22 protein-coding genes and 1 riboswitch are annotated in these 22,576 nt (G+C 41.3%); of the genes, 18 read left to right on the forward strand and 4 right to left on the reverse strand.

What is annotated here, in order from left to right:
- Positions 1–8: 8 nt before the first annotated feature.
- The 11 genes from opp4A to dhaM all read left to right on the forward strand — a co-directional run bounded on the left by opp4A (position 9) and on the right by dhaM (position 13,129).
- Complete coding sequence (gene opp4A, locus BN985_RS07500; protein ID WP_042222229.1) at positions 9–1,865, forward strand: oligopeptide ABC transporter substrate-binding protein; 1,857 nt, start codon at positions 9–11, stop codon at positions 1,863–1,865.
- A gap of 150 nt (positions 1,866–2,015) precedes the next feature.
- Positions 2,016–3,863: an asparagine synthase (glutamine-hydrolyzing) gene (gene asnB, locus BN985_RS07505; protein WP_042222231.1), complete on the forward strand. Its 1,848-nt coding sequence runs from the start codon at positions 2,016–2,018 to the stop codon at positions 3,861–3,863.
- Between the two features lie 131 nt (positions 3,864–3,994).
- The gene (locus BN985_RS07510) at positions 3,995–6,379 is read left to right on the forward strand and encodes a penicillin acylase family protein (RefSeq protein WP_156960095.1); all 2,385 of its coding nucleotides are present in this window, start codon (positions 3,995–3,997) and stop codon (positions 6,377–6,379) included.
- Positions 6,380–6,448: 69 nt separating this feature from the next.
- Positions 6,449–6,730, forward strand: coding sequence for a YciI family protein (locus BN985_RS07515; RefSeq protein WP_042222232.1), 282 nt, complete (start codon positions 6,449–6,451; stop codon positions 6,728–6,730).
- Positions 6,731–6,777: 47 nt separating this feature from the next.
- Positions 6,778–6,824: riboswitch (PreQ1 riboswitch) on the forward strand.
- A gap of 76 nt (positions 6,825–6,900) precedes the next feature.
- Positions 6,901–7,389 carry a preQ(1) synthase gene (gene queF / locus BN985_RS07520; RefSeq protein ID WP_042222234.1) on the forward strand — a complete coding sequence of 163 codons (489 nt, stop codon included), beginning with the start codon at positions 6,901–6,903 and terminating at the stop codon, positions 7,387–7,389.
- A 44-nt stretch (positions 7,390–7,433) separates the two neighbouring features.
- Positions 7,434–8,075: a queuosine precursor transporter gene (locus BN985_RS07525; RefSeq protein ID WP_042222236.1), complete on the forward strand. Its 642-nt coding sequence runs from the start codon at positions 7,434–7,436 to the stop codon at positions 8,073–8,075.
- Between the two features lie 444 nt (positions 8,076–8,519).
- Complete coding sequence (locus BN985_RS07530; RefSeq protein ID WP_042222237.1) at positions 8,520–9,350, forward strand: MIP/aquaporin family protein; 831 nt, start codon at positions 8,520–8,522, stop codon at positions 9,348–9,350.
- A gap of 12 nt (positions 9,351–9,362) precedes the next feature.
- On the forward strand, positions 9,363–10,856 hold the full coding sequence (glpK, locus tag BN985_RS07535) for a glycerol kinase GlpK (protein ID WP_042222239.1): 1,494 nt from the start codon (positions 9,363–9,365) through the stop codon (positions 10,854–10,856).
- 186 nt (positions 10,857–11,042) lie between these two features.
- Entirely contained in the window at positions 11,043–12,038 is a 996-nt protein-coding gene (gene dhaK / locus BN985_RS07540) for a dihydroxyacetone kinase subunit DhaK (RefSeq protein WP_042222242.1), read from the forward strand.
- Between the two features lie 93 nt (positions 12,039–12,131).
- Positions 12,132–12,752: a dihydroxyacetone kinase subunit DhaL gene (dhaL, locus tag BN985_RS07545; protein ID WP_042223028.1), complete on the forward strand. Its 621-nt coding sequence runs from the start codon at positions 12,132–12,134 to the stop codon at positions 12,750–12,752.
- Positions 12,753–12,754: 2 nt separating this feature from the next.
- Entirely contained in the window at positions 12,755–13,129 is a 375-nt protein-coding gene (gene dhaM / locus BN985_RS07550) for a dihydroxyacetone kinase phosphoryl donor subunit DhaM (protein WP_042222244.1), read from the forward strand.
- Positions 13,130–13,225: 96 nt separating this feature from the next.
- Here dhaM and BN985_RS19020 read toward each other — a convergent pair whose 3' ends face one another.
- From BN985_RS19020 to BN985_RS07560, 3 genes are all read right to left on the reverse strand, one after another.
- Positions 13,226–13,402: a hypothetical protein gene (locus BN985_RS19020; protein WP_156960096.1), complete on the reverse strand. Its 177-nt coding sequence runs from the start codon at positions 13,400–13,402 to the stop codon at positions 13,226–13,228.
- Between the two features lie 12 nt (positions 13,403–13,414).
- A complete protein-coding gene (locus BN985_RS07555; RefSeq protein ID WP_042222246.1) occupies positions 13,415–13,894 on the reverse strand; it encodes a GNAT family N-acetyltransferase in 480 nt (159 codons plus the stop codon).
- A 323-nt stretch (positions 13,895–14,217) separates the two neighbouring features.
- Positions 14,218–14,463 (reverse strand): hypothetical protein, encoded by a 246-nt coding sequence (locus BN985_RS07560; RefSeq protein ID WP_042222247.1) that lies wholly within the window; start codon positions 14,461–14,463, stop codon positions 14,218–14,220.
- A gap of 131 nt (positions 14,464–14,594) precedes the next feature.
- Here BN985_RS07560 and BN985_RS07565 point away from each other — a divergent pair, with 131 nt between their 5' ends.
- From BN985_RS07565 to BN985_RS19210, 4 genes are all read left to right on the forward strand, one after another.
- Entirely contained in the window at positions 14,595–16,340 is a 1,746-nt protein-coding gene (locus tag BN985_RS07565; RefSeq protein WP_042222249.1) for a sensor histidine kinase, read from the forward strand.
- Entirely contained in the window at positions 16,337–17,062 is a 726-nt protein-coding gene (locus BN985_RS07570) for a LytR/AlgR family response regulator transcription factor (RefSeq protein ID WP_042222251.1), read from the forward strand. Before BN985_RS07565 ends, BN985_RS07570 begins: the two co-directional genes overlap by 4 nt.
- Before the next feature lie 137 nt (positions 17,063–17,199).
- Complete coding sequence (locus BN985_RS07575; RefSeq protein ID WP_042222252.1) at positions 17,200–18,651, forward strand: carbon starvation CstA family protein; 1,452 nt, start codon at positions 17,200–17,202, stop codon at positions 18,649–18,651.
- A 77-nt stretch (positions 18,652–18,728) separates the two neighbouring features.
- The gene (locus tag BN985_RS19210) at positions 18,729–19,181 is read left to right on the forward strand and encodes a hypothetical protein (RefSeq protein WP_042222255.1); all 453 of its coding nucleotides are present in this window, start codon (positions 18,729–18,731) and stop codon (positions 19,179–19,181) included.
- On the opposite strand, the gene BN985_RS07585 is transcribed toward BN985_RS19210, so the two are convergent.
- Positions 19,176–19,625 carry an Lrp/AsnC family transcriptional regulator gene (locus BN985_RS07585; protein WP_042223030.1) on the reverse strand — a complete coding sequence of 150 codons (450 nt, stop codon included), beginning with the start codon at positions 19,623–19,625 and terminating at the stop codon, positions 19,176–19,178. The two genes, BN985_RS19210 and BN985_RS07585, sit on opposite strands and share 6 nt — an antisense overlap.
- A 154-nt stretch (positions 19,626–19,779) precedes the next feature.
- On the opposite strand from BN985_RS07585, the gene ggt reads away from it, so the two are divergent.
- From ggt to BN985_RS07600, 3 genes are all read left to right on the forward strand, one after another.
- Positions 19,780–21,393: a gamma-glutamyltransferase gene (gene ggt, locus BN985_RS07590; protein WP_042222257.1), complete on the forward strand. Its 1,614-nt coding sequence runs from the start codon at positions 19,780–19,782 to the stop codon at positions 21,391–21,393.
- Positions 21,394–21,468: 75 nt separating this feature from the next.
- A complete protein-coding gene (locus tag BN985_RS07595; protein ID WP_042222260.1) occupies positions 21,469–22,029 on the forward strand; it encodes a chromate transporter in 561 nt (186 codons plus the stop codon).
- Positions 22,026–22,553, forward strand: a complete 528-nt coding sequence (locus tag BN985_RS07600) for a chromate transporter (RefSeq protein WP_042222262.1) — start codon at positions 22,026–22,028, stop codon at positions 22,551–22,553. Before BN985_RS07595 ends, BN985_RS07600 begins: the two co-directional genes overlap by 4 nt.
- Positions 22,554–22,576 lie beyond the last annotated feature (23 nt).

Consider the following 22,576-nt stretch of genomic DNA (forward strand, 5'->3'; position numbering starts at 1 on the left):
TTATTAGGATGACGAAAGCAAGTTGGAGTAAGGCGCTATTTGCACTTATGCTTGTTTTGTTGCTTGCGCTTGCCGCATGTAACAGTGGATCTGAGGAAGGCGGAAGCTCTGACTCAGAAGGTGGTAGTGAAGAAGGCGGTTCTGAAGAAGGTGGTTCTGAGGAAGAAGCTGAAGAAGATGATGGACTATACTCAATCGAGGATTTTAGTCCTGCAAAAACAAATGAAGGTGAAGCAATTGAAGGTGGAGAGCTGAACTTTGGTTTAGTTAGTGATACTGCTTTCGAAGGAACGCTAAACTGGAATTTCTATTCTGGAGCACCAGATGCAGAAGTAATCGATTGGTTTGATGAGCCACTATTATATAATGATGAAAATTTCCTTTATACAAATGACGGTCCTGCTTCATATGAACCAGATGAAGAAGGAAAGGTATTTACCTTTACAATTAAAGACAATGTAAACTGGCATGATGGTGAGCCTGTAAAAGCTGAAGATTGGGCTTTCTCTTTTGAAGTAATTGGAGATCCAGAGTACACAGGAGTTCGTTATGGCTCTGATTTTACAAATATTGAAGGTATGGAAGAATATAATGCTGGAGAAGCAGACTCTATTTCAGGTATCGAGGTCGTAGATGAAAAAACGTTAAAGATTACATTTAAAGAATCTACACCATCTCTTTTAACTGGTGGAATCTGGCCATATGCTATGCCTAAACATATCTTTGAAGATATCCCAGTAGCTGAAATGGCTGAATCAGATGAAGTACGTCAAAACCCTGTTGGAATCGGACCTTTCAAAGTAGATACTATCGTTCCAGGGGAATCTGTAACATATACGAAAAATGAAGACTACTGGCAAGGAGAAGTACAACTTGACAAAGTCACTTTAAAAGTTATCAACCCAAGCACAGTAGTTCAGGCACTTGAAACAGGAGAAGTAGATCTAGTTGACAGTTTCCCTGTTGATCAATTCCCTGATAATGCTGAGATGTCAAATGTTGAATACCTTGGTATGATTGATCTAGCATACACGTACATTGGATTTAAATTAGGTACTTGGGATGCTGAAGAAAAAGTAGTAGTTCCAGATGATAGCAAGAAAATGGCAGATGTTAACTTGCGTAAAGCAATGTGGCATGCTGTTGATAATAACGCAGTTGGAGAACAGTTCTATAACGGATTGCGTTGGAATGCAACGACTTTGATTCCACCATCTCATCCTGAATTCCATGATGCTGAAAATCCTGGTGTAGAATTTGATCCTGAAAAAGCAAAACAAATTCTTGACGAAGCTGGATACGAAGATACAGATGGCGATGGCATGCGTGAAAATCCTGAAGGAGAAGAGTTAGTAATTAACTTTGCTTCTATGTCAGGTGGAGACACTGCTGAACCACTAGCTAACTACTACATTCAATCTTGGAAAAATGTTGGATTAAATGTACAGTTACTTGATGGACGTTTACAAGAGTTCAACACTTTCTATGATCGTGTAGGACAAAGTGGTGAAGATGATCCAGAAGTAGACATTTATCAGGGCGCATGGAGCGTTGGCTACGATGTAAACCCTGATGGTTTATACGGTCGTGATGCTATATTCAACTTCCCTCGTTATGCGAGTGAAGAAAATGACAGATTGTTGGAAGAAGGCGTTTCAGCTGAGTCGTTTGATGTAGCACATCGTCAAGAGGTTTACAAAGAATGGCAACAACTAATGGTTGATGAAATTCCTGTATTCCCTACAGTATATCGTGCAGTGTTAACGCCGGTTAATAACCGCGTACAAAACTACTCTATTGCTGTAGACTGGTTTGAAAGATATAACCTAGCAGTTACTGCTGAAGAAGCACCAACTGCTGAGTAAGCAATAAAAAGGAGATCCTTTCGAGGGTCTTCTTTTTTTGCTTTATTATGCAAATACCAAAATAAGAATCTAGCTCTAGGCATACTTTAAACCCCCCCCCCGCATACAATGGTCAGTATATATTTTTGCAACAAGAAAGGATGACGCACAATGTGTGGGATTGCCGGCTATGTGGATTGGCATACATTTGTCCGCTCAGAAAAAGAAATAATCGAAAATATGACGGATACATTGTCACTTAGAGGCCCGGATGATACGCAGTACTGGTTTCATCCCCATGCAGCTTTTGGACATAAACGCTTGGCTGTAGTGGATCTAGAAGGTGGCGTGCAGCCAATGAGCCGGAAGGTGAATGGCTACCAATTTACAATTGTTTATAATGGTGAGCTATATAATACGGATGAACTTCGGGATGACTTAATTAAAGAAGGTTTCCGTTTTACAACCACTTCGGATACTGAAGTCTTACTCCATGCCTATATTGCTTGGCGGGAAAAGTGTGTAGATCGGTTGAATGGCATTTATGCCTTTGGAATTTGGGATGAAGAGAAAAACTATCTCTTTATGAGTCGTGATCGCCTTGGTGTAAAGCCGCTCTTTTACTATGAAGCAGAGGGGCAATTTATTTTCGGTTCTGAATTAAAGGCTATTTTGGCACACGATAATGTTAAGCCAGAAATAGACAGATCTGGGCTTGCTGAAATATTTGGTCTAGGACCCTCCCGAACACCAGGACATGGGCTTTTCAAAGGGTGTAAAGAATTGCGGGCAGGGCATTCATTAATCTATTCAAAAAGTGGTTTACAAAAATGGCGGTATTGGAATGTAACGAGTAAACAACATACCGATTCATTGGAAGAGACTTCTGACAAAGTACGAGAGCTGTTCGTGGATGCTGTACAGCGTCAGCTTGTCGCAGATGTACCTGTTTCTACCTTTTTATCCGGTGGTCTGGATTCTAGTGCCATTACGGCTATCGCTGCAGATCACTTTGCAAAAGAAAAAAAGGAGAAACTTATTACATTTTCTATTGATTACGAAGGAAACGAAGATCACTTTAAGGCTAGTAAGTTTCAGCCGTCGAGTGACAAACCTTGGGTAGAAAAAATGGTAGCCTATAGTGCAACAGATCATCATGATGAAGTGATAAGCGGGGATGAGCTCGCAGCACATCTTAAGGAGTCTGTTTATTTGCGTGACCAGCCCGGAATGGCTGATATTGATTCCTCTATGCTTTGGTTTTGTCGTAAAATTAAAGAGCATACGACGGTTGGTTTATCTGGAGAATGTGCAGACGAGATTTTCGGAGGCTATCCATGGTTTCATCATCCTCCTAGCAGTGAAGAAGCGAGCTTTCCGTGGATGCGATCCCTAGATTCCAGAGTTGATCTATTGCTCCCAGAATGGCAGGAAAAGTTGGACTTAAAATCGTATGTGGAAAACCGCTACCAGGAAACCATCACGGAGACGCCAAGCTTAGAGGGAGAGCTACAAGAGGATGCACGTCGGAGAGAACTCTTTTACTTGAACATGCACTGGTTCATGGCACAGCTTCTTGATCGTAAGGATAGAATGAGCATGGGAGCCAGTCTAGAGGTAAGGGTACCCTTTGCAGATCATAAGCTTGTAGAATATGTATGGAATATTCCTTGGGAAATAAAAATGGTGGGAAATCGAGAAAAAGGTATTTTTCGAAAAGCAATGGAAGGCCTATTACCTGACGAAGTGCTTTATCGTAAAAAAAGCCCGTATCCAAAAACCTTTCAACCAGAGTACACAAAGGCAGTAGTTACCTGGATGGAAGAGATATTAGAGGATGAAGATGCTCGTCTTTTTGAATTCATGGATAGAGAGAAAGTGAAAGCCATTTTGGAAAGTGAAGGCAAGGAATTTAAGGATCCCTGGTATGGTCAGCTTATGAAAGGGCCGCAACTCATTGCTCATTTATGCCAAATTGATTATTGGCTTCGTACCTATAATGTTAAAGTAACTGATTAGCTTAAGACCTTGCGGAGACGTAAGGTTTTTTTCTCGTTCAAAATTCCTACAAAACAGCTCCATAAAGCAGGATTATTCTATGTTATAGCGAATAAACATACCATAGAGATAATGTATGGGGGGAGTTTAAGGTGGAAGCACAAAGCATAGAAGTAATCCAAGATACACGAAAGAAAAAATGGAAAAAGCGTATTCTGATAGCAGTCGGTATACTAGTCATAACCTTGCTAACCGTAGTACTTTTTGTAAACGGATACATAAATCGTTCGCTTGCCCAGGTAGATGGAGAGATAGACCTTGCTGGTTTACAAAGTGAGGTAACAGTTATTACAGATGAACAAGGAGTTCCACATATTAGCGCAACCACGGAGCATGATTTATATATGGCTCAGGGCTATGTGCAGGCCCAGCATAGAATTTTTCAGATGGAGATGTCGCGCAGGCAAGCCTCAGGAACATTAAGTGAAATTGTAGGTTCAGCAGCTGTGGACAATGATAAGTATTTTCGGACACTAGGATTACGAAGAGCGGCAGAGAAGTCATATGAGCTATATACAGATGAATCAAAAGCAGTATTGCAAAGCTTTGCCGATGGTGTTAACGCCTATATTAAAGAAGCAACCGAAAACAATGGCTTACCAATAGAGTTTACGTTGATGGGGTCTAAGCCCGCAGAATGGACGCCACTTGACTCTTTGACCATCGGAAAATATATGGCATTTGACTTAGGAGGACATTGGGAAAGCCAAGCTTTTAATCAGTACCTTTTAGAAACCGTTGATGAAGAGAAAGCAATGGAGCTTTTTCCCGCCTACCCAGAGAATCGACCGACGATTATTGATACAGGGGAACTAGATATTGCGTCAAGTTTGGAAAAAGCTGTGATACCACATGCGTTTAATGGGAGCAACAACTGGGTGGTAAGTGGGGATAAAACAGCTTCTGGCATGCCAATGCTTGCTGATGACCCACATTTAGGATTGGGAACACCTTCCATTTGGATTCAAATGCATCTTGAAGCAGAGGAGATCAATGTAAGCGGGGTGATTTTTGCTGGAGTTCCGGGTATTATTCTCGGTCACAATGAGGATATAGCATGGGGTGTCACCAACACAGGGCCAGATGTACAACAGTTATATGTCGAAAAACGGAACCCGGAAAACGACACGGCATTTCTTTACGAGGATAAATGGGAAGAGGCAACGATTATTGAGGAACCGATAAAGGTAAAGGATGGAGAAACGATTGCGTATCAAGTAACCGAAACAAGGCATGGACCGGTTATTTCAGAATTTGCCGAGGATACAGGGAAGGGCACAGTCCTCTCACTAAGGTGGACAGCCTTAGATGCTACAACTGAACTGGAAGCAATTTTGGCGATAAACCAAGCCGCAGATTGGGAGCAGTTTGAAACAGGGTTAGAAAAATTCCTCGCTCCAGCTCAAAACTTTGTCTTTGCTGGAAAGGACGGGACCATTGCCTATAAAGCTAACGGAAATATCCCCATCTACGAAAACGGGGAGGATGCTCTGCTACCGCTAGCCGGATGGGATGCAGAAACTGAATGGAAAGGGTTTATTCCGTTTGATGAATTGCCCCGGGTTATAAATCCAGAAAAAGGCTATATTGCCACAGCGAATAATAAAATTGCCGGTGATGATTATCCGTACCATATAAGTAATCTATGGGCACAGCCTTATCGCTATGAGCGCATCGCAGAAGTGTTAGAAGCAGGCGAAAACCTTACGCCAGAAGACATGATGGATTTACAAATGGATGTCCATAATCTACGAGCAAGAGAATTTGTTCCACTATTTACAGAAGCTTTGCATGACAAGGAACTCTCAGACATCGAGGTACAAAGCCTGGAGCTATTACAAGGATGGGATTATGTGGATAATGTTGACAGTCCTGAAGCCTTGCTTTTTCATCATTGGATTAAAGAGATCGAAAACCTTTTATATAAAGATATACCAGATAATATGATGGGCATGTTTTCTGGGAAAGGACAAACAACGGATTCCCTGCTACGAACCGCTCTTAATGGAGAGAAGTCCATTTGGGTGGAGGAAGCAGGTAGCATAGAAGGAGTACTAAGGAAATCCTTAACAAAAACAGTGGAAAAGTTACAAGAGGAATACGGGAGTTCAATAGAGGAATGGCGTTGGGGAGACTACCATCAGGTTCAATTCGACCACCCACTTTCAGGAATTCACCCTGTCTTAGCCTTTTTCTTTAATAGCGAAAAGCCAATGGAAGTTGGAGGAAGTAGTGTGACGCCAATGGCTGCCAGCTATGAACCAGAAACAGGTATGGTCGATCACGGTGCCTCGTGGCGATTTGTTATTGATTTTAATGACATGCAAACAGGCTATCATATTGTGGGCCCAGGGCAATCAGGTCATTTTAAAAGCGATTGGTATGATGATCAGGTGAAGGATTGGGTTAAGGGGACCTATCATGAAACAAAGCTAGTGAACTATAAGGGAGAAGAATTAATATTAAAGCCGGAATAATTCAACTTGCCAATCTATCAAAAACAAGACAAAATAAGAGATAGGTTATAAAAAGAAAGGAAGAAGTTCATGAACTATTATGCAGCATTATTACCAATGAAGGATGAAGAAAAAAGCAAAATCCATCGCCCAGACCATTTAACTTACTTGGAGGACATGGAAAAAGAGGGGAAAGTATTTGCCAAAGGTAAATTTACAGATGGTGCTGGTGGACTTGTCATTTATCAGGCTGAAAGTCTTGAAGAAGCTGAAAAGCTAGTAAAAGCAGACCCATATGTAGTAAATGGGGCAAGAGACTATGAAGTACATGAATGGACGATGATGCTTGTAGGGGACAAACCGCGTTCATAATTGCATTGACAGTCTTCACGGCAATCGATATAATATGTCAGGTATCAATACGAGAGGTTCTTAGCTTAAACCCTCTATAAAAAACTAAGGACAGATGATGCGAATCAAGCCATGTGCCTTAGCTTAGGTACATGGCTTTTTGAATGGATAAAAATAAAAGGAGGTATATCATGAAAGAACAAGATCTTTCCGAACTAACACAGCTTGGAAGTCAGGGAACAACCTATGCGTTTGACTATAATCCTGACGTTCTAGAAATCTTTGAAAACAATCACCAGGACAGAGACTATTTCGTTAAATTCAATTGTCCTGAATTTACGACACTTTGTCCGATGACAGGGCAGCCAGATTTCGCTACATTGTACATAAGCTATATCCCAGATGTGAAAATGGTAGAAAGCAAGGCTTTAAAGTTGTATTTATTCAGCTTTCGTAACCATGGGGGTTTCCATGAAGATAGTATCAATGTAATTATGAATGATTTAATTAAGCTAATGGACCCAAGATACATTGAAGTATGGGGGAAATTCACTCCACGTGGAGGCATTTCGATCGACCCATATTGCAACTATGGGAAGCCTGGAACAAAGTTTGAAAAAATGGCAGAACAGCGATTAATGAACCATGATCTATATCCAGAAAAAATAGATAACCGATAATAGAGGGTAGTTAAGTTCTTCTCATTAAAGAGGAGAGAAAAAAATTGTACTTATATCTTAATGCTTTATTTGCAGGTCTTTTAATTGTATCTAATATCCTTGGGGTAAAACTTTTTGCAATCGGGGAGTTTATCTTGCCAGCAGCGGTTATTGTATATGTCGTTACATTTATCATAACGGATGTTATTGGCGAGGTATACGGTAAACAAGCAGCAAGAAAGACAGTACAGGCTGGTTTTTTAACACAGATCCTCGTGCTCGTATTTGTCTTTATCGCAATAGAATTACCAGCAGCTCCTGTATTTACTGTTCAATCAGAATTTGAAACCATCCTCGGTGGGAGCTTCCGTGTTATGCTAGCTAGTCTATTATCCTATTTGGCGAGTCAGCATCTGGATGTTAGCTTGTTCCATCGACTAAAAAAGAAGCATGGTAATCAAAAGCTTTGGCTACGTAACAACCTCTCTACGATGACTAGTCAGCTGGTGGATACAGCCATCTTCGTCTCCATCGCATTTTGGGGAACGGTTCCTAACACGGTATTACTTGGAATGATTGCCACCCAATATGTGTTTAAACTAATCGTAGCAATCATCGATACGCCAATTGTATACTTGCTCGTAAGGCTTGCAAAGCGAAACAAAAATGAATCAAATAATAGTGAGTTACTAGTAAACCATTCCTAACAGGGGTGGTTTTTTTCGTGGAAGCATGTGCTTGTAAGGATATTATCCTACATTTCCCGGGAAATAAATGGCGTTATTTGTAGAAGAAAAAGAGGAGTGGAATTATTCTTAAATATATCACATAAACTAATAGCGCTTGTACCTAATATGCGGGAAAGGGGGGGCGAATTATTAAAGTAAGGATTTTGGCATGAGTAGATGTTCTTTACGGTTCAAAGGTATCAAGCTAGAAGGTAGGCAATCTAATAATCTAGGAATAATTTATTAAAAATCGTTGACAACGCTTTCAGTGTCCTGTAAGATGAAAGCACAAGTTAATTATGTGGCGGAGATATGGAGACCCACACTTTAATAGATATTCCTTACCAGGAGTATGTCTATTAAAGTGTGGGTCTTTTTGTGCCTAGTTAACTAACATCAAAGAAGATAAAGGGGTGTTTTCACATGTCCGAGTTTTTAGCAGAACTTATCGGTACGATGATTTTGATTATTTTTGGTGGCGGTGTAGTAGGTGGCGTCGTCTTGAAGAAAACGAAAGCAGAGGGTGCTGGTTGGGTAGTCATAACGATTGGCTGGGGACTTGCCGTTGCTTTAGGCGTATATGCCGTTGGAAACTTCTCTGGAGCTCATTTAAATCCTGCCGTAACATTAGGGTTTGCATCCATTGGTGAATTCCCGTGGGCAGACGTACCATTATACATTGCAGCACAGTTAATAGGTGCTATGATTGGTGCCGCCATTGTATTCTTTAACTATTTGCCACATTGGAAAGAAACAGAAGATCAAGGTGCGAAATTGGGAGTGTTTGCTACAGATCCAGCAATTCGTAGCCCTTTCTCCAATCTAATCAGTGAGATGGTTGGAACATTTGCTTTAGTAATGGGACTTTTATTCATTGGTGCAAACGAATTCACAGAAGGTTTGAATCCAATTATTGTTGGGGCCCTGATTATTGCGATCGGGATGTCACTTGGTGGAGCGACAGGCTATGCGATTAACCCTGCAAGGGATTTAGGTCCGCGTATCGCACATGCGCTTCTTCCAATACCAGGAAAAGGCGGTTCTGACTGGGGGTATTCTTGGGTTCCTGTTTTAGGACCAATTCTTGGAGGTATCTACGGAGCAGTATTCTATAATGCTATGTTTTTAGGAAACTTCAACGCTCTTTTCTGGATAATGAGTGCATTAGTAGCAGTACTATTCATTGGTGCAGCAAATGCTGAATTGAAAAAAGGAAAAAGCACAGCAAACAAAGTAGAACAGAAAATTTCTTAAGGGGGAAATATAATGAGTAAGAAGTATATCTTATCTATTGATCAAGGGACAACGAGTTCACGGGCCATTCTATTTAATCATGACGGAGAAATCGTAGAAACAGCACAAAAGGAATTCCAGCAATTTTTCCCAGAGCCAGGTTGGGTGGAGCATGATGCGAACGAAATCTGGACATCTGTTCTTGCTTGTATCGCAGACGTACTCCGTAAAGCAGATGCAGAGCCAACAGATATTGCGGGAATTGGAATTACGAACCAGCGTGAGACAGCAGTAGTATGGAACAAAAACACAGGCAAGCCAATCTATCAGGCTATTGTTTGGCAATCAAGACAGACAGAAGGAATTTGCAAGGAGCTAAGAGAAGCAGGGCACAATGAACTCTTCAATAAGAAAACAGGTTTACTGCTTGATCCATATTTCTCTGGGACGAAAGTAAAGTGGATCCTCGATCATGTGGCAGGCGCAAGACAAAAAGCTGAAAATGGCGATCTGCTATTTGGAACGATCGACAGCTGGCTTGTTTACAAGCTTTCTGGTGGAAAAACACATATTACCGATTATTCCAATGCATCAAGAACCCTTATGTTCAACATATATGATCTAAAGTGGGACGATGAATTGCTTGATATTCTAACAGTACCGAAAAGCATGTTACCTGAAGTGAAGCAATCATCAGAAGTTTATGCACATACCGCTTCTTATCATTTCTTTGGACATGAGGTTCCTATTGCAGGTATTGCAGGTGATCAGCAGGCAGCATTATTTGGTCAGGCATGCTTTGAAAAAGGTATGGCTAAAAACACATATGGAACTGGTTGCTTCATGCTCATGAATACAGGTGAAGAAGGCGTTAAATCAGAGCATGGATTGTTAACAACACTTGCTTGGGGTGTTGATGGAAAAGTCGAGTATGCGTTAGAAGGTAGTATCTTTGTTGCAGGATCTGCGATTCAGTGGCTACGCGATGGTTTGGAAATTATTGAAAGCGCACCACAAAGCGAGCAACTTGCTACGAATGTAAGTTCTACGGATGGTGTTTATATGGTACCAGCGTTTGTTGGTTTAGGTACACCATACTGGGATAGCGATGCAAGAGGAGCTGTATTTGGACTGACTCGTGGAACAACCAAAGATCACTTTGTTCGCGCAACATTAGAATCCCTTGCCTATCAAACCAAAGATGTATTGGATGCGATGATTAAGGATTCTGATATTGATTTGAAAACATTGCGAGTAGACGGTGGAGCAGTGAAAAATGACTTCCTCATGCAATTCCAAAGTGACATGTTAGATGTACCTGTTGAACGCCCCGTCGTACAGGAAACAACTGCACTTGGATCGGCTTACCTTGCAGGTTTAGCTGTTGGGTATTGGAAAGATAAAGAGGAAATCGCAAAACAATGGAATGTCGAGAGAACATTTAAACCAGCTATGACAGAAGGAAAACGTAATAAGCTTTATGCAGGTTGGGAAAAGGCAGTAGAGTCGACAAGAACGTTTAAATAGAAAACCGAAAAGGGAAAAGGAAGGGGAAGCTCCATTTATCTTTAAATTAAAGGTAAGCAGAGTCTTCCTCTTTCTCATCTCCAATAGAAATTGACAGAGTAAAAGGATTGAAAAGAAGCACATTAATAGCAAACGTGCATGATTGCTTGGTTTATTGCAAATTTTAATGGAAGAGGAGAGAAGATAATGAAAAAAATTATTAACGATCCAAATCAGGTCGTACAAGACATGGTACAAGGAATGGTGGCAGCATATCCAGATGCTTTAAAACAGATCCCAGAAACAATGGTGCTTGCGAGAAAAGATGCGCCCGTCCAAGGGAAAGTAGGGATTGTCAGTGGTGGTGGAAGCGGCCATGAGCCTGCACATGCAGGATATGTTGGAAAAGGAATGCTTGATGCCGCAGTAGCTGGTGAAGTGTTTACCTCCCCAACACCTGATCAAGTATTGGAAGCCATTAAGGCAGTTGATGGTGGGACAGGCGTATTCCTAGTCATCAAAAATTATACGGGTGATGTACTAAACTTTGAAATGGCCGCAGAACTAGCAGAAGCGGAAGACATTGATGTTCAGTATGTTGTCGTAAATGATGATGTGGCAGTGGAAGATAGTTCGTTCACAACAGGTCGTCGCGGGATTGCAGGAACAGTCTTTGTCCACAAAATTGCTGGAGCAAAAGCCGAGTCTGGTGCATCTTTAGCTGAAGTAAAACAGGTTGGGGAAAAAGTTGTGGCCAATGTCCGGTCTATGGGAATGGCATTGAAACCATGTACTGTTCCAGCAGCTGGTACGCCTAGCTTTGAATTAAAAGATGATGAAATGGAAATCGGCATTGGCATCCATGGCGAGCCTGGGATAGAACGAAAGGAAATAGCCAGCGCTGACCAAATAGCTGAGGAATTAACAGAAAAAGTTTTACAAGACTTAGATTATACAACAGGTGAAGATGTCGCAGTAATGATTAATGGCCTTGGTTCCACACCAGAAATGGAGCTGTACATTGTTAATAAACGCGTTCAGGAAATACTAAAAGAAAAAGGAATTACCGTATACAAAACATTTGTTGGAGAATATATGACGGCCCTTGAAATGACAGGATGTTCTGTCACTTTACTCAAACTTGATGATGAGCTCAAGGAACTGTTGGACGCTGAGTCTGATGCACCCGCTTTTCGTAGCTAAAAACAGGAGTTAGGCATGGCAGTTCCAGACAAGAACGATATGAAGGTAAATAGTATATACTTTTCTTGCTTTAGTATGGAAGGAGAATTTTTAATGGAAATAGACGTACAAATGATCTTAGACTGGATGAAAAAGACAAATGAAAAAATGCAGGAGAACAAATCGTATTTAACATCGCTAGATCAGCCAATTGGTGATGGTGACCATGGGATTAACATGGCTAGAGGGTTTCAGGAAGTTGAAAACAAGGTCACAAAGGAAAGCTATGCAACACCTTCAGATGTGCTAAAAGATATCGCCATGACGCTTATGTCAAAAGTGGGTGGTGCATCGGGTCCCTTGTTCGGTACAGCCTTTTTGAAACTATCAACTGCCGTGAAAGGTTCTGAAACGGTTTCGTATGAGTCGTTTGTTAACGGGATAGAACAAGCAGTCACAGGCGTGAAACAGCGCGGAAAAGCAGAAGCAGGAGAAAAAACGATGATCGATGTATGGTTTCCTATCTCCGAAGCACTAAGGGAGAATGAAGCTTTTTCAGCAGATGTTTTAGTGGATACAGCGAAGCAGGCGATGGAGAATACGAAAGAAATGCTGGCAACAAAAGGACGTGCCGCATATTTTAAAGAAAAATCACAGGGGCATATCGATCCAGGCTCTGCTTCTTCCTTCTATTTATTTGAGGCACTGAGTGAAGTCTTGAAGGAGCGTGCATAAACATGGGTTCTTATGTTGGTATTGTACTAATTTCCCACAGCCCAAAGATTGCAGAAGGATTAAAGGAATTAATTCGCCAGGTCATGACAGATGTACCAATCGAAACAGCAGGTGGTACGGATGATGGCGAAATTGGCACAAGCATAGAAAAAATCACTGGAGCGATAGCAGAAGCAGATAAAGGAGAAGGCGTGCTATTGTTTTATGATATCGGTAGTGCAAAAATGAATGCGGAAATGGCTATCGAAATGAACGAAACTGAGCAGGCACTTCTCGTCGAAGGCCCTTTAGTAGAAGGAGCCTATGTAGCAGCAGTAGAGTCAGGCATGGGTAAATCCTTGCAGGAAGTACATGACGCTGTGAAGAAGGCATTTTAAACAGAGAGCAGCCACAGGGAGAAACACCTTGGGGCTGTTTTTTTGGTTTAGATTAAGCGGTTCTTATCAAATAAAAGGATTATAAGGGCAATGTATTCAGGAATCGTTCCGCTCTACTAATCTTGCATGCAAATTTAGGTATATTGCGTAGATCCCGACTAATAGAATGGTGATCTGTCCAAATAGATTAATGCCAAGCCAATGATTAAATACAAATAGTAGCAAAGCAGTGATGAAGATTATAAACAGTATATTCTTATAATATTTATTCATGGTTTATCCCTCTTACTTCAGTTTTTTTATATACCAAGCATCCATGGCATCATGATCTGAACCTTCTAATGCTTTATCAAGCAGCTCAAAGCCTAATTTATTGTAAAGGGAATTCGCTACCTCAAGCTTGTCTAATGTTTCTAAATAACAATAGGAATAATGTTCCTTGGCATATGTAAGGGCTACGTCCATCAGTTTTCTAGACAACCCAATTCCTTGAGCTTCTGGTGCAATGTAAAGCTTTTGAAGTTCGCATACGTCTGCAGTTTGACTATATGGACCAATGCCAACACCACCGACTACCACGTCTTGTTCATTTACTGCAACCCAATAATTTGCCTTTGTTTGTTGCTGATAAAATTGCGCTAAACTGGCTAGTTGTGGATCATAATAGGCTGTTCCTGGAATGTCTAGGTCAAATGATTCTAGTGAACGTTTGATTATATGTTCCATTCTTTGATTATCTTTTGCTTCTATTTCTCGAATGATCATGAAGATGTTCCCCCCCAACTTCCGCAATTTGTTGCTAGTATTATTCTATTTGATTTGTTTTTACAATTCAAAATATATTGTTTTAGGATTTGGTTTATTTAGAAGGAAGTGTTAAATCGTCGCTACGGAAAATTTTACGCTTTCCAGGGGCGGATGCTAAGCCTCCTAGTGCTTGGCGCACTGTGGAGTCTTATCTAGGCCTTTTCTCCCCTAGGAGTCTACAAATTTTCCTCCGCTGAAATACTAGCAATTGATAAACTTAATTAAAATATATATGTTTCTTAGAGAAAGGCAATTCAATATCTTTTTAAGGAAAAGATTCATCACTTACTAGAAGAATTATCTAATCCCCTTTCGATTTCCTCATTACTTACCCTAATGTTTTCTTCTTTTATCTCAAGGTGTTTACTAATCATTGTTAATTTGTCTTTAATAGATAGTAACTGGCTAATACTATAGAATAGCGACCCTGCGATAATGCCAAATGCAATTGCGATACCAAATACATTAAAGGGGATTAAGATATACCCTAAAATGGTACTAAAAAATATAGCGCCGAATAACTTCATAACTTTTATCCTCCTATGATAAATTTCCCTAACACCATGATACCAGTTTAACACTATGTGTTCAGATCGAATTTGGTAATGTGATATGATAAGCTAAGAATTTATTTTGGTTGGTTAGTGAGGTGGGAGCAATGATTGATCTACTCATAACGATGTTAGAGCGAGTTGGCATTTTAGTTGCGATGGCGTTTGTACTGACACGTTTTCGCTTTTTTCAAGATATGATTCATCAAGATCACTTAAATAATAGAAAACAGTTTACTGCCATTCTTTTTTTCGGGTTATTTGGCATTATGGGGACGTATTATGGCGTAGCGCTTAACACGGGTACCTTAAACTTTAATACTGTTACAATGGAGCTGGCTGCAGAAGAAGCAATCGCTAACTCACGTGTAATTGGGGTCGTCATTGCAGGACTTTTAGGAGGCTATCGAGTAGGAATAGGCGCTGGTCTTATCGCTGGCGTGCATCGTTTATCAATGGGCGGATTTACGGCTGTTTCCTGTGGACTTGCCAGTGTCATTGCTGGAGGAATGGCAGGATATTTCAGAAAAAAAGGGAAGTATTTAAATCTACCAACTGCTTTTTTGATCGGAGCACTTGCAGAAACGATTCAAATGCTCATTATAATCGTTCTATCCAGACCATTTGAGATGGCATGGACGCTTGTAGAAATTATTGGAATCCCAATGATTTTAGCAAACGGATTTGGGACGGCAATTTTCCTATTAATTGTACAAAATGTTGTGAAAGAAAAAGAAAACGCCAGCGCGGAGCAGGCACAAAAAACATTGCGTATTGCTGAGCAAACAGTTGGTTACCTGCGACAAGGCATGACGAACAAATCAGCACTAGCAGTCTGTAATATTTTATATAAAGAAATCAATCCGTCAGCAGTGGCAATTACGGATAAAGAACTAATTTTGGCCCACGTAGGTTTGGCTAGTGATCACCATGCTGCCAATACGCCAATCCGAACGCAACTTACAAAAGAAGTTATTCAACATGGAAAACTCGTTGTAGCTAATGACGAGACAATTCATTGTAGTGTGGAAGGCTGTCCGCTCGGTGCGGTAGTGATGGCTCCCTTAAAAAGCCGTGACGAAGTAATTGGTACGCTGAAGGTTTACTTCCAGTCAGAAAAGCACATCACCAATGTAAACCTTGAGCTTATATCAGGACTAAGCTCTCTGTTAAGTACCCAAGTAGAACTGGCAGACACAGAAAAAGCTTACCAACTAGCGAAAGAGGCAGAAATTAAAGCACTGCAGGCACAGATCAGCCCACATTTCTTGTTTAACTCCTTAAATATTATTGTTTCACTGATAAGAACAGATCCGACAAAAGCGCGAAAACTCTTAATGTCACTCTCACATTTCTTCCGGCAAAACTTAGCAGGAACTACTGCTGAAACGGTTTCTTTAAGGCAGGAAATAGAACATGTGAAAGCATATCTGGCGATTGAATCATCGAGATTTATAGACAAACTACACGTTACCTATGATATTGATGAAACAGTGCTCGAACAAACTATTCCTCCATTAACGTTGCAGCCACTTGTGGAAAATGCGGTAAAGCATGGCATTAAAGATTTGGAAAAAGATGCGCATGTAAGAATTTGTATTAAACGCGGTGAAAATAAAATTATCTTACTGATAGAAGACAATGGGGCAGGGATTGATGCCGACAAGTTACAAAATCTTGGTAAGGTGCAGCTTAAATCCCAGACAGGAACTGGAATTGGTTTGTATAATGTAAATAGAAGATTGACGATGAAGTTTGGGATGCGGGCAGGCATACAACTAGACAGCAAACCAGGCCATGGCACAAAAATTACAATCAATCTGCCAACTGGGAACGGAGGAAATAAAGAATGAAACAAATTGATGTACTTGTCGTAGATGATGAGCGGTATGCGCGAGAGGAACTTATCCATTTATTAGCTTCTTTTGAACGGATTCGTGTGGTAGGGGAGGCGGAATCTGGTGAGGATGCGATTTTAAAAAGCCTTACTCTTAAGCCTGATGTCGTTTTCCTAGATATCGAGATGCCAAAAATGAACGGGATGGAGGCAGCAAAAGCATTGCAGGAATTAAAAAAAGCCCCGTTCATTATATTTGCTACAGCATATCCACAGTTTGCAGCCGACGCTTTTCGTTTGGAAGCACTTGATTACCTACTGAAACCTTATGAAGAGGAACAGCTACAACAAACCATTTCGCGAGTGGAAAAACGATTCTTCCCAGCGTATGATCATGCCGATGTAGCTAAAGGAAAGCTTTCCATTGAAACGGATGGAGAGATTCATTATTTAAATCCAGAAGAAATACTTTATCTGGCTCGGGAGGACAAATATACGAATATCGTAACGGTTAATAAAAATTACCAGGTTCGTGCTACATTGAAGGAGCTAGAAGGAAGACTGGCTGGATATGATTTTTTTCGAATACATAAAAGCTATGTGGTGAACCTTGCCTATGTAAAAATGCTGACACCGTGGTTTAATGGTGCCTACCAATTAAAGATGGAGGGCAGGGAGGAAGCTTTAGCTGTCAGTCGAACCTATGTTAAAGCACTTCGCAGCAAGCTCGAACTGTGAGACTAGCAGTGCATCTTGAATGTCTGCTAGTGCGTTTTAATCCTCCTTTTTAACATCTTACGCTAAAGAAACCCCTTTCACCGGATTATATCTTACACTATGTGTAATCGCATACATCGGAAGAGAGGGAAAATATTATGTATACATTTTTAGCTGGTATATTACTTTTAATTATAGGTTACTTCACATATGGAAGAATAGTAGAAAAGATTTTTGGTGTTAAAGAGGAAAGGGATACACCTGCTTATACAAACAGTGATGGCGTGGATTACATGCCAATGAGTACAACGAAAAACTCCTTGATTCAATTATTGAATATTGCTGGCGTTGGTCCAATCTTTGGCCCGATTATGGGAGCGCTTTACGGACCGGTAGCTTTCATCTGGATCGTTCTTGGCTGTATCTTTGCCGGGGCTGTACATGATTATTTAACTGGCATGATTTCCATCCGCAATCGGGGTGCACATTTACCAGAGCTAGCTGGAAAATTTCTAGGTAGATTCATGAAACATGTTGTAAACGGTTTCGCTGTATTGTTATTACTATTGGTTGCTACCGTGTTTGTAACAGCACCAGCTGACCTACTTCATAATCTTATGAATGGCTGGGCTGCACTAGGTTATATTATCGGTGCCATTTTCCTTTATTATTTACTGGCAACTTTGCTACCAATTGATAAAATTATTGGGCGTGTTTATCCATTCTTTGGTGCCTTGCTTGTGATTAGTGCAATTGGTGTTGCAGTGGGGATGATTGTAACAGGTGCCCCAATACCAGAGTTGACACTATCTAATTTCCACCCGGACAATGCACCAATCTTTCCATTATTATTCTTAACCATCTCTTGTGGAGCAATCTCTGGATTTCATGCTACGCAAACACCAATCATTTCCCGTACTACGAAAGGGGAAAAACAAGGCCGCAAGATTTTTTACGGTATGATGATCGCAGAAGGTATTATCGCAATGATTTGGGCAGCAGCAGCCATGAGCTTGTTCGATGGACCAGTTGGCCTAAACGAGCTACTTAATAATGGTGGAACAGCAGCAGTCGTTAGTGAAGCAGCTACATTAATGCTAGGAGCAGTTGGTGGTACACTTGCAGTCCTTGGTGTTATCATCCTACCAATCACTTCAGGAGACACAGCATTCCGAAGTGCACGGATGATTATCGCGGATTACATTCGCTTTCCACAGAAAAAAGTAGTGAACCGTTTATGGATTGCCTTGCCGCTATTTGCAATATCCATTGCCCTTACCCAAATTGACTTTAATTTGCTTTGGCGTTACTTCTCATGGGCAAACCAGTCCACAGCGGTTATCGCTTTGTTTGTAGGTTCCATGTACTTGTTCATTGCCAAGAAAAATTACTGGATTGCTTTAATCCCAGGAACCTTCATGCTAATGGCAACAACAACCTATATACTAAATGCTCCTATAGGTTTCCGCTTACCGATGAATGTCTCTTATATCGGAGCAACAATTATTACAATTGCACTAGTCATCACCTTCTTCTTCGCCGCTGTAAAAGCACGAAAAAGCAACATACCATTAGAAGAAAACATTACAGATTGGAAAAAAACAGCATAACCATGAAGGTATCAGGGGAACCTGATACCTTTTTTTAGGTGTAGAAAGATTGAGATTATATGTAATAGGGTGAGAGCGTGAGAGTAGAGCCAAGTCGCGTGGTAGTAGAGCCAAGTCGCGTGGTAGTAAAGCTAAGTCGTGTGAGAGCAGGGAAAAGTCGCGCGCCAGCATATGGAAGTGACGCCTCACCAAGAGAAAGAGACGCGCCACCAAGAGAAAGAGACGCCTCACCAAGAGAAAGAGACGCGCCACCAAGAGAAAGAGACGCCCCAGCAAGAGAAAGAGACGCGCCACCAAGAGAAAGAGACGCCCCAGCAAGAGAAAGAGACGCACCATCAAGAGAAAGAGACGCACCATCAAGAGGAAGAGACGCGCCAGCATATGGAAGTGACGCCTCACCAAGAAGAAGAGACGCCCCAACAAAAAAAAGAGACGCACCACCAAGAGAAAGAGACGCCCCACTAAGAGAAAGCGCCGCGCCACGCCATCACAATAAAAGCAACAACCCGCCTGCCGGCCAAACTCTATAGCTTAAACCCAGTCCGACTTTTAAATCGCTTCAAAATAACAGAGCTCTCCACCCGGGTAATGCCAGTTACGGCATACAACTCTTCATTTATAAACACTTCCAGCTTTTGAAAGTCCTCAACTAAAACGTGCATGTGCAGCGTACTTGGTCCGGTCATTTGGTAAATACTTGCTACGTGTGGATTGTCGGCAAGATTTTGAGCAACTTGCTGTAGCTGCTTCGGCTCTACATCTACTTCAAAAAAGGCAGACACTTTTTTCCCGAACTTCTCTGAGTTGATGACTACAGTAAATTTTTCAATGACACCTTTGTCCTTCAAATTCTGAATGCGGTCTTTTACTGCCACACGGGACAGACCGACTTTTTCTGCAAGCTCCACGTACGATAATCGACCATCTTCGGCTAGCTCTTCTAATAGCTTTTTGTCAATATCATCATATTTCATTACTTCACCCACTCCAAACAAAATGAAAGTATATATTGAAATTATTAATCTAATTGTAAGTATAACCATATTAGCACCTTCTTATTGTGTTGACAAACCAGCTTGCATTTCGTATGATGTTTTATATAATTCAGACAACGAAGGAGCGAAATTTATGGACTCATTCACAAACCCATCCTATCCATATCCGGTAACAAGGCATGCAACATATGCCAAAAATGGGATGGTGGCAACATCTCAGCCTTTAGCTTCACAGGCTGGATTAGATATTTTAAAAAAGGGCGGAAATGCCATTGATGCAGCAATCGCCACTGCAGCGTGTCTTACTGTTGTAGAGCCAACATCAAATGGCATTGGTGGAGATGCCTTTGCTCTTGTTTGGACAAAAGGGAAATTGCATGGCCTTAATGCTAGTGGACGTTCACCTGAAAGCATTTCGATCGAGGCAGTAAAAGAAAAAGGTCATGAATCAATCCCGACGCATGGCTGGATTCCCGTTACGGTACCTGGGGCGCCTGGCGCATGGGCGGAACTATCTAAAAAGTTTGGAAAGCTACCTTTGACAGAAGTTTTACAGCCAGCCATCACGTATGCAGAAGAAGGTTACCCTATCTCCCCAACCTTAGGAAAGTTTTGGTCTCGTGGATATGAGGTATTTAAGGAAAGACTAACAGATGACGTTTTTGAAAACTGGTTTAAAACCTTTGCACCAAAAGGGCGTGCTCCAAAAGTAGGTGAAATTTGGTCTTCAGCCGATCATGCAAAAACGCTTCGTTCTATTGCTGAAACCAAGGGCGAATCCTTTTATAAAGGAGAGATCGCCGAGAAAATTGCTGCTTTCTCAAAAGAAAATGATGGCTTCTTAACAGCAGAGGACCTAGCATCATACAAGCCAGATTGGGTAGATCCAATTCGTGTGAATTACCGAGGTTATGATGTTTGGGAAATCCCACCAAACGGGCAGGGTATTATTGCTCTACAAGCACTAAATATATTAAAAGGCTTTACTTTTAATGAAAAAGAATCTGTTGATACATATCACAAACAAATTGAAGCAATAAAACTAGCCTTTGCCGATGGTCAAAAACATGTGACAGAAGAGAATGCTATGCATCATACTACAGCAGACATTCTAAGTGAAGCTTATGCGGAAACACGCAGGAAGCTCATCACAGATAAAGCGTTGTTGCCTGAAGCAGGGGAGCCGAACAGCAGCGGTACTGTCTACTTAGCAACAGCTGATGGTGAAGGAAATATGGTTTCCTTTATACAGAGTAATTATATGGGCTTTGGTTCAGGTCTCGTTGTACCAGAAACGGGAATAGCCTTGCAAAATCGCGGGCATAATTTTTCCATGGACCCTGATCATGTGAACGCATTGGCAGGTGGAAAGCGCACGTACCATACAATCATTCCAGGATTCTTAACGAAGGATGACAAACCTGTTGGGCCATTCGGTGTGATGGGTGGATTTATGCAACCACAGGGCCATGTGCAAGTGGTAATGAACACAATCGACTTTGGTTTAAATCCGCAGGCAGCCTTGGATGCACCTCGTTGGCAATGGTTGAAGGAGAAACAGTTAGAAGTTGAAAATCGTTTTCCGCATCATCTGGCACAAGGTTTGGCAGATAAAGGACATAAAATCCAAATTCAATTAGAGCCAAATAGCTTCGGTAGAGGCCAAATAATTTGGCGAGACCCGGAGACTGGTATTTTGATCGGTGGAACTGAATCACGTACGGATGGCACTGTTTCCGCCTGGTAAGCCGGGTAGGCATTAATTGAAGATTAACAACTAAAGAGAAATTCATCATAATTTTGTTGAAAAGGTTCGTGACGTATGAAAACACATTGGAATTTATTTATCGCTTTCTTTCGTGTGGGGATACTTGGATATGGGGGCGGGCCTGCTTCTATACCTCTAATTCAAAAGGAAGTAATTGAGAAATACAAATGGATGGATAATGAAGAGTTTGGTGACCTGCTCGCATTGGGAAACACCCTCCCTGGACCAATTGCTACAAAGCTTGCGGGCTATATAGGCTATCGAGTATCAGGAATTTGGGGTATGTTAAACGCAGTAATAGCAACCAGTGTCCCTACGATTCTCCTTATGATCATCTTACTTGGCTCGCTTTCCTCCATAAAAGGTTATGACTGGGTGCAGGGAATGACAGCAGCTGTAATCCCAGTTGTAGGAATGATGCTAGCTGTTTTAACCTGGCAATTTGTTGCGAAATCCGGTAGCGGACTAGGTTGGGTGAAAACTGCCATTATGGTGGTTATACTTTTTGTGCTTTTACAGTTGGTAGGTGTGCATCCTGGTATTATCATTGCCAGCTTGCTTGTCATTGCACTCCTTATTAAAGATAAACCAAGTAAGGAGCGTGATCCTTCATGATATATTGGGAAATATTTGTCGCCTTTTTCATACCAGGCATTCTCGGTTATGGTGGAGGACCTGCATCCATCCCACTTGTTGAAAATGAAGTGGTGGGCCGTTTTGAATGGATGAGTGTTCAAGAATTCAGTGAAATGCTGGCACTAGCTAACGCATTACCTGGTCCAATCGCAACAAAGCTAGCTGGATATATTGGTTATGACGTAGGGGGCGTGCTTGGGGCGACTGTAGGTTTATTTGCGGCTGTAGCACCATCGTTAATTTTAATGATCCTTTTATTGCGCATTCTTTTTAAATATAAGGATTCTCCAAAAGTAAAAAGACTTACCCTGTTTGTGCGGCCAGTTATCGCAATCCTGCTTGGTGTCATGGCATGGCGCTTTTTATTCGAATCCTATGAAGGAATAGGTATATGGCAGACAGTGTTTTTAACGGGAGCTAGTTATTTTCTAATTGAACGTATAAAGGTTCATCCTGCTTTTGTTATAGCTGGGGCATTAATATATGGAGGTTTTCTGCTATAAAAAAGTAGTATAGTAGTTGTTTC

This window comes from Oceanobacillus manasiensis (assembly GCF_000724085.1).
Taxonomy (GTDB): Bacteria; Bacillota; Bacilli; order Bacillales; family Amphibacillaceae; genus Oceanobacillus_B; species Oceanobacillus_B manasiensis.

Excerpts from the sequence above, each read along its gene's own strand:
- opp4A (WP_042222229.1), top strand. The coding sequence starts at position 9 with ATGACGAAAGCAAGTTGGAGTAAGGCGCTATTTGCACTTATGCTTGTT.
- asnB (WP_042222231.1), top strand. The coding sequence starts at position 2,016 with ATGTGTGGGATTGCCGGCTATGTGGATTGGCATACATTTGTCCGCTCA.
- BN985_RS07515 (WP_042222232.1), top strand. The coding sequence starts at position 6,449 with ATGAACTATTATGCAGCATTATTACCAATGAAGGATGAAGAAAAAAGC.
- queF (WP_042222234.1), top strand. The coding sequence starts at position 6,901 with ATGAAAGAACAAGATCTTTCCGAACTAACACAGCTTGGAAGTCAGGGA.
- BN985_RS07530 (WP_042222237.1), top strand. The coding sequence starts at position 8,520 with ATGTCCGAGTTTTTAGCAGAACTTATCGGTACGATGATTTTGATTATT.
- glpK (WP_042222239.1), top strand. The coding sequence starts at position 9,363 with ATGAGTAAGAAGTATATCTTATCTATTGATCAAGGGACAACGAGTTCA.
- dhaK (WP_042222242.1), top strand. The coding sequence starts at position 11,043 with ATGAAAAAAATTATTAACGATCCAAATCAGGTCGTACAAGACATGGTA.
- dhaL (WP_042223028.1), top strand. The coding sequence starts at position 12,132 with ATGGAAATAGACGTACAAATGATCTTAGACTGGATGAAAAAGACAAAT.
- dhaM (WP_042222244.1), top strand. The coding sequence starts at position 12,755 with ATGGGTTCTTATGTTGGTATTGTACTAATTTCCCACAGCCCAAAGATT.
- BN985_RS19020 (WP_156960096.1), bottom strand. The coding sequence starts at position 13,402 with ATGAATAAATATTATAAGAATATACTGTTTATAATCTTCATCACTGCT.
- BN985_RS07555 (WP_042222246.1), bottom strand. The coding sequence starts at position 13,894 with ATGATCATTCGAGAAATAGAAGCAAAAGATAATCAAAGAATGGAACAT.
- BN985_RS07560 (WP_042222247.1), bottom strand. The coding sequence starts at position 14,463 with ATGAAGTTATTCGGCGCTATATTTTTTAGTACCATTTTAGGGTATATC.
- BN985_RS07565 (WP_042222249.1), top strand. The coding sequence starts at position 14,595 with ATGATTGATCTACTCATAACGATGTTAGAGCGAGTTGGCATTTTAGTT.
- BN985_RS07570 (WP_042222251.1), top strand. The coding sequence starts at position 16,337 with ATGAAACAAATTGATGTACTTGTCGTAGATGATGAGCGGTATGCGCGA.
- BN985_RS07575 (WP_042222252.1), top strand. The coding sequence starts at position 17,200 with ATGTATACATTTTTAGCTGGTATATTACTTTTAATTATAGGTTACTTC.
- BN985_RS07585 (WP_042223030.1), bottom strand. The coding sequence starts at position 19,625 with ATGAAATATGATGATATTGACAAAAAGCTATTAGAAGAGCTAGCCGAA.
- ggt (WP_042222257.1), top strand. The coding sequence starts at position 19,780 with ATGGACTCATTCACAAACCCATCCTATCCATATCCGGTAACAAGGCAT.
- BN985_RS07595 (WP_042222260.1), top strand. The coding sequence starts at position 21,469 with ATGAAAACACATTGGAATTTATTTATCGCTTTCTTTCGTGTGGGGATA.
- BN985_RS07600 (WP_042222262.1), top strand. The coding sequence starts at position 22,026 with ATGATATATTGGGAAATATTTGTCGCCTTTTTCATACCAGGCATTCTC.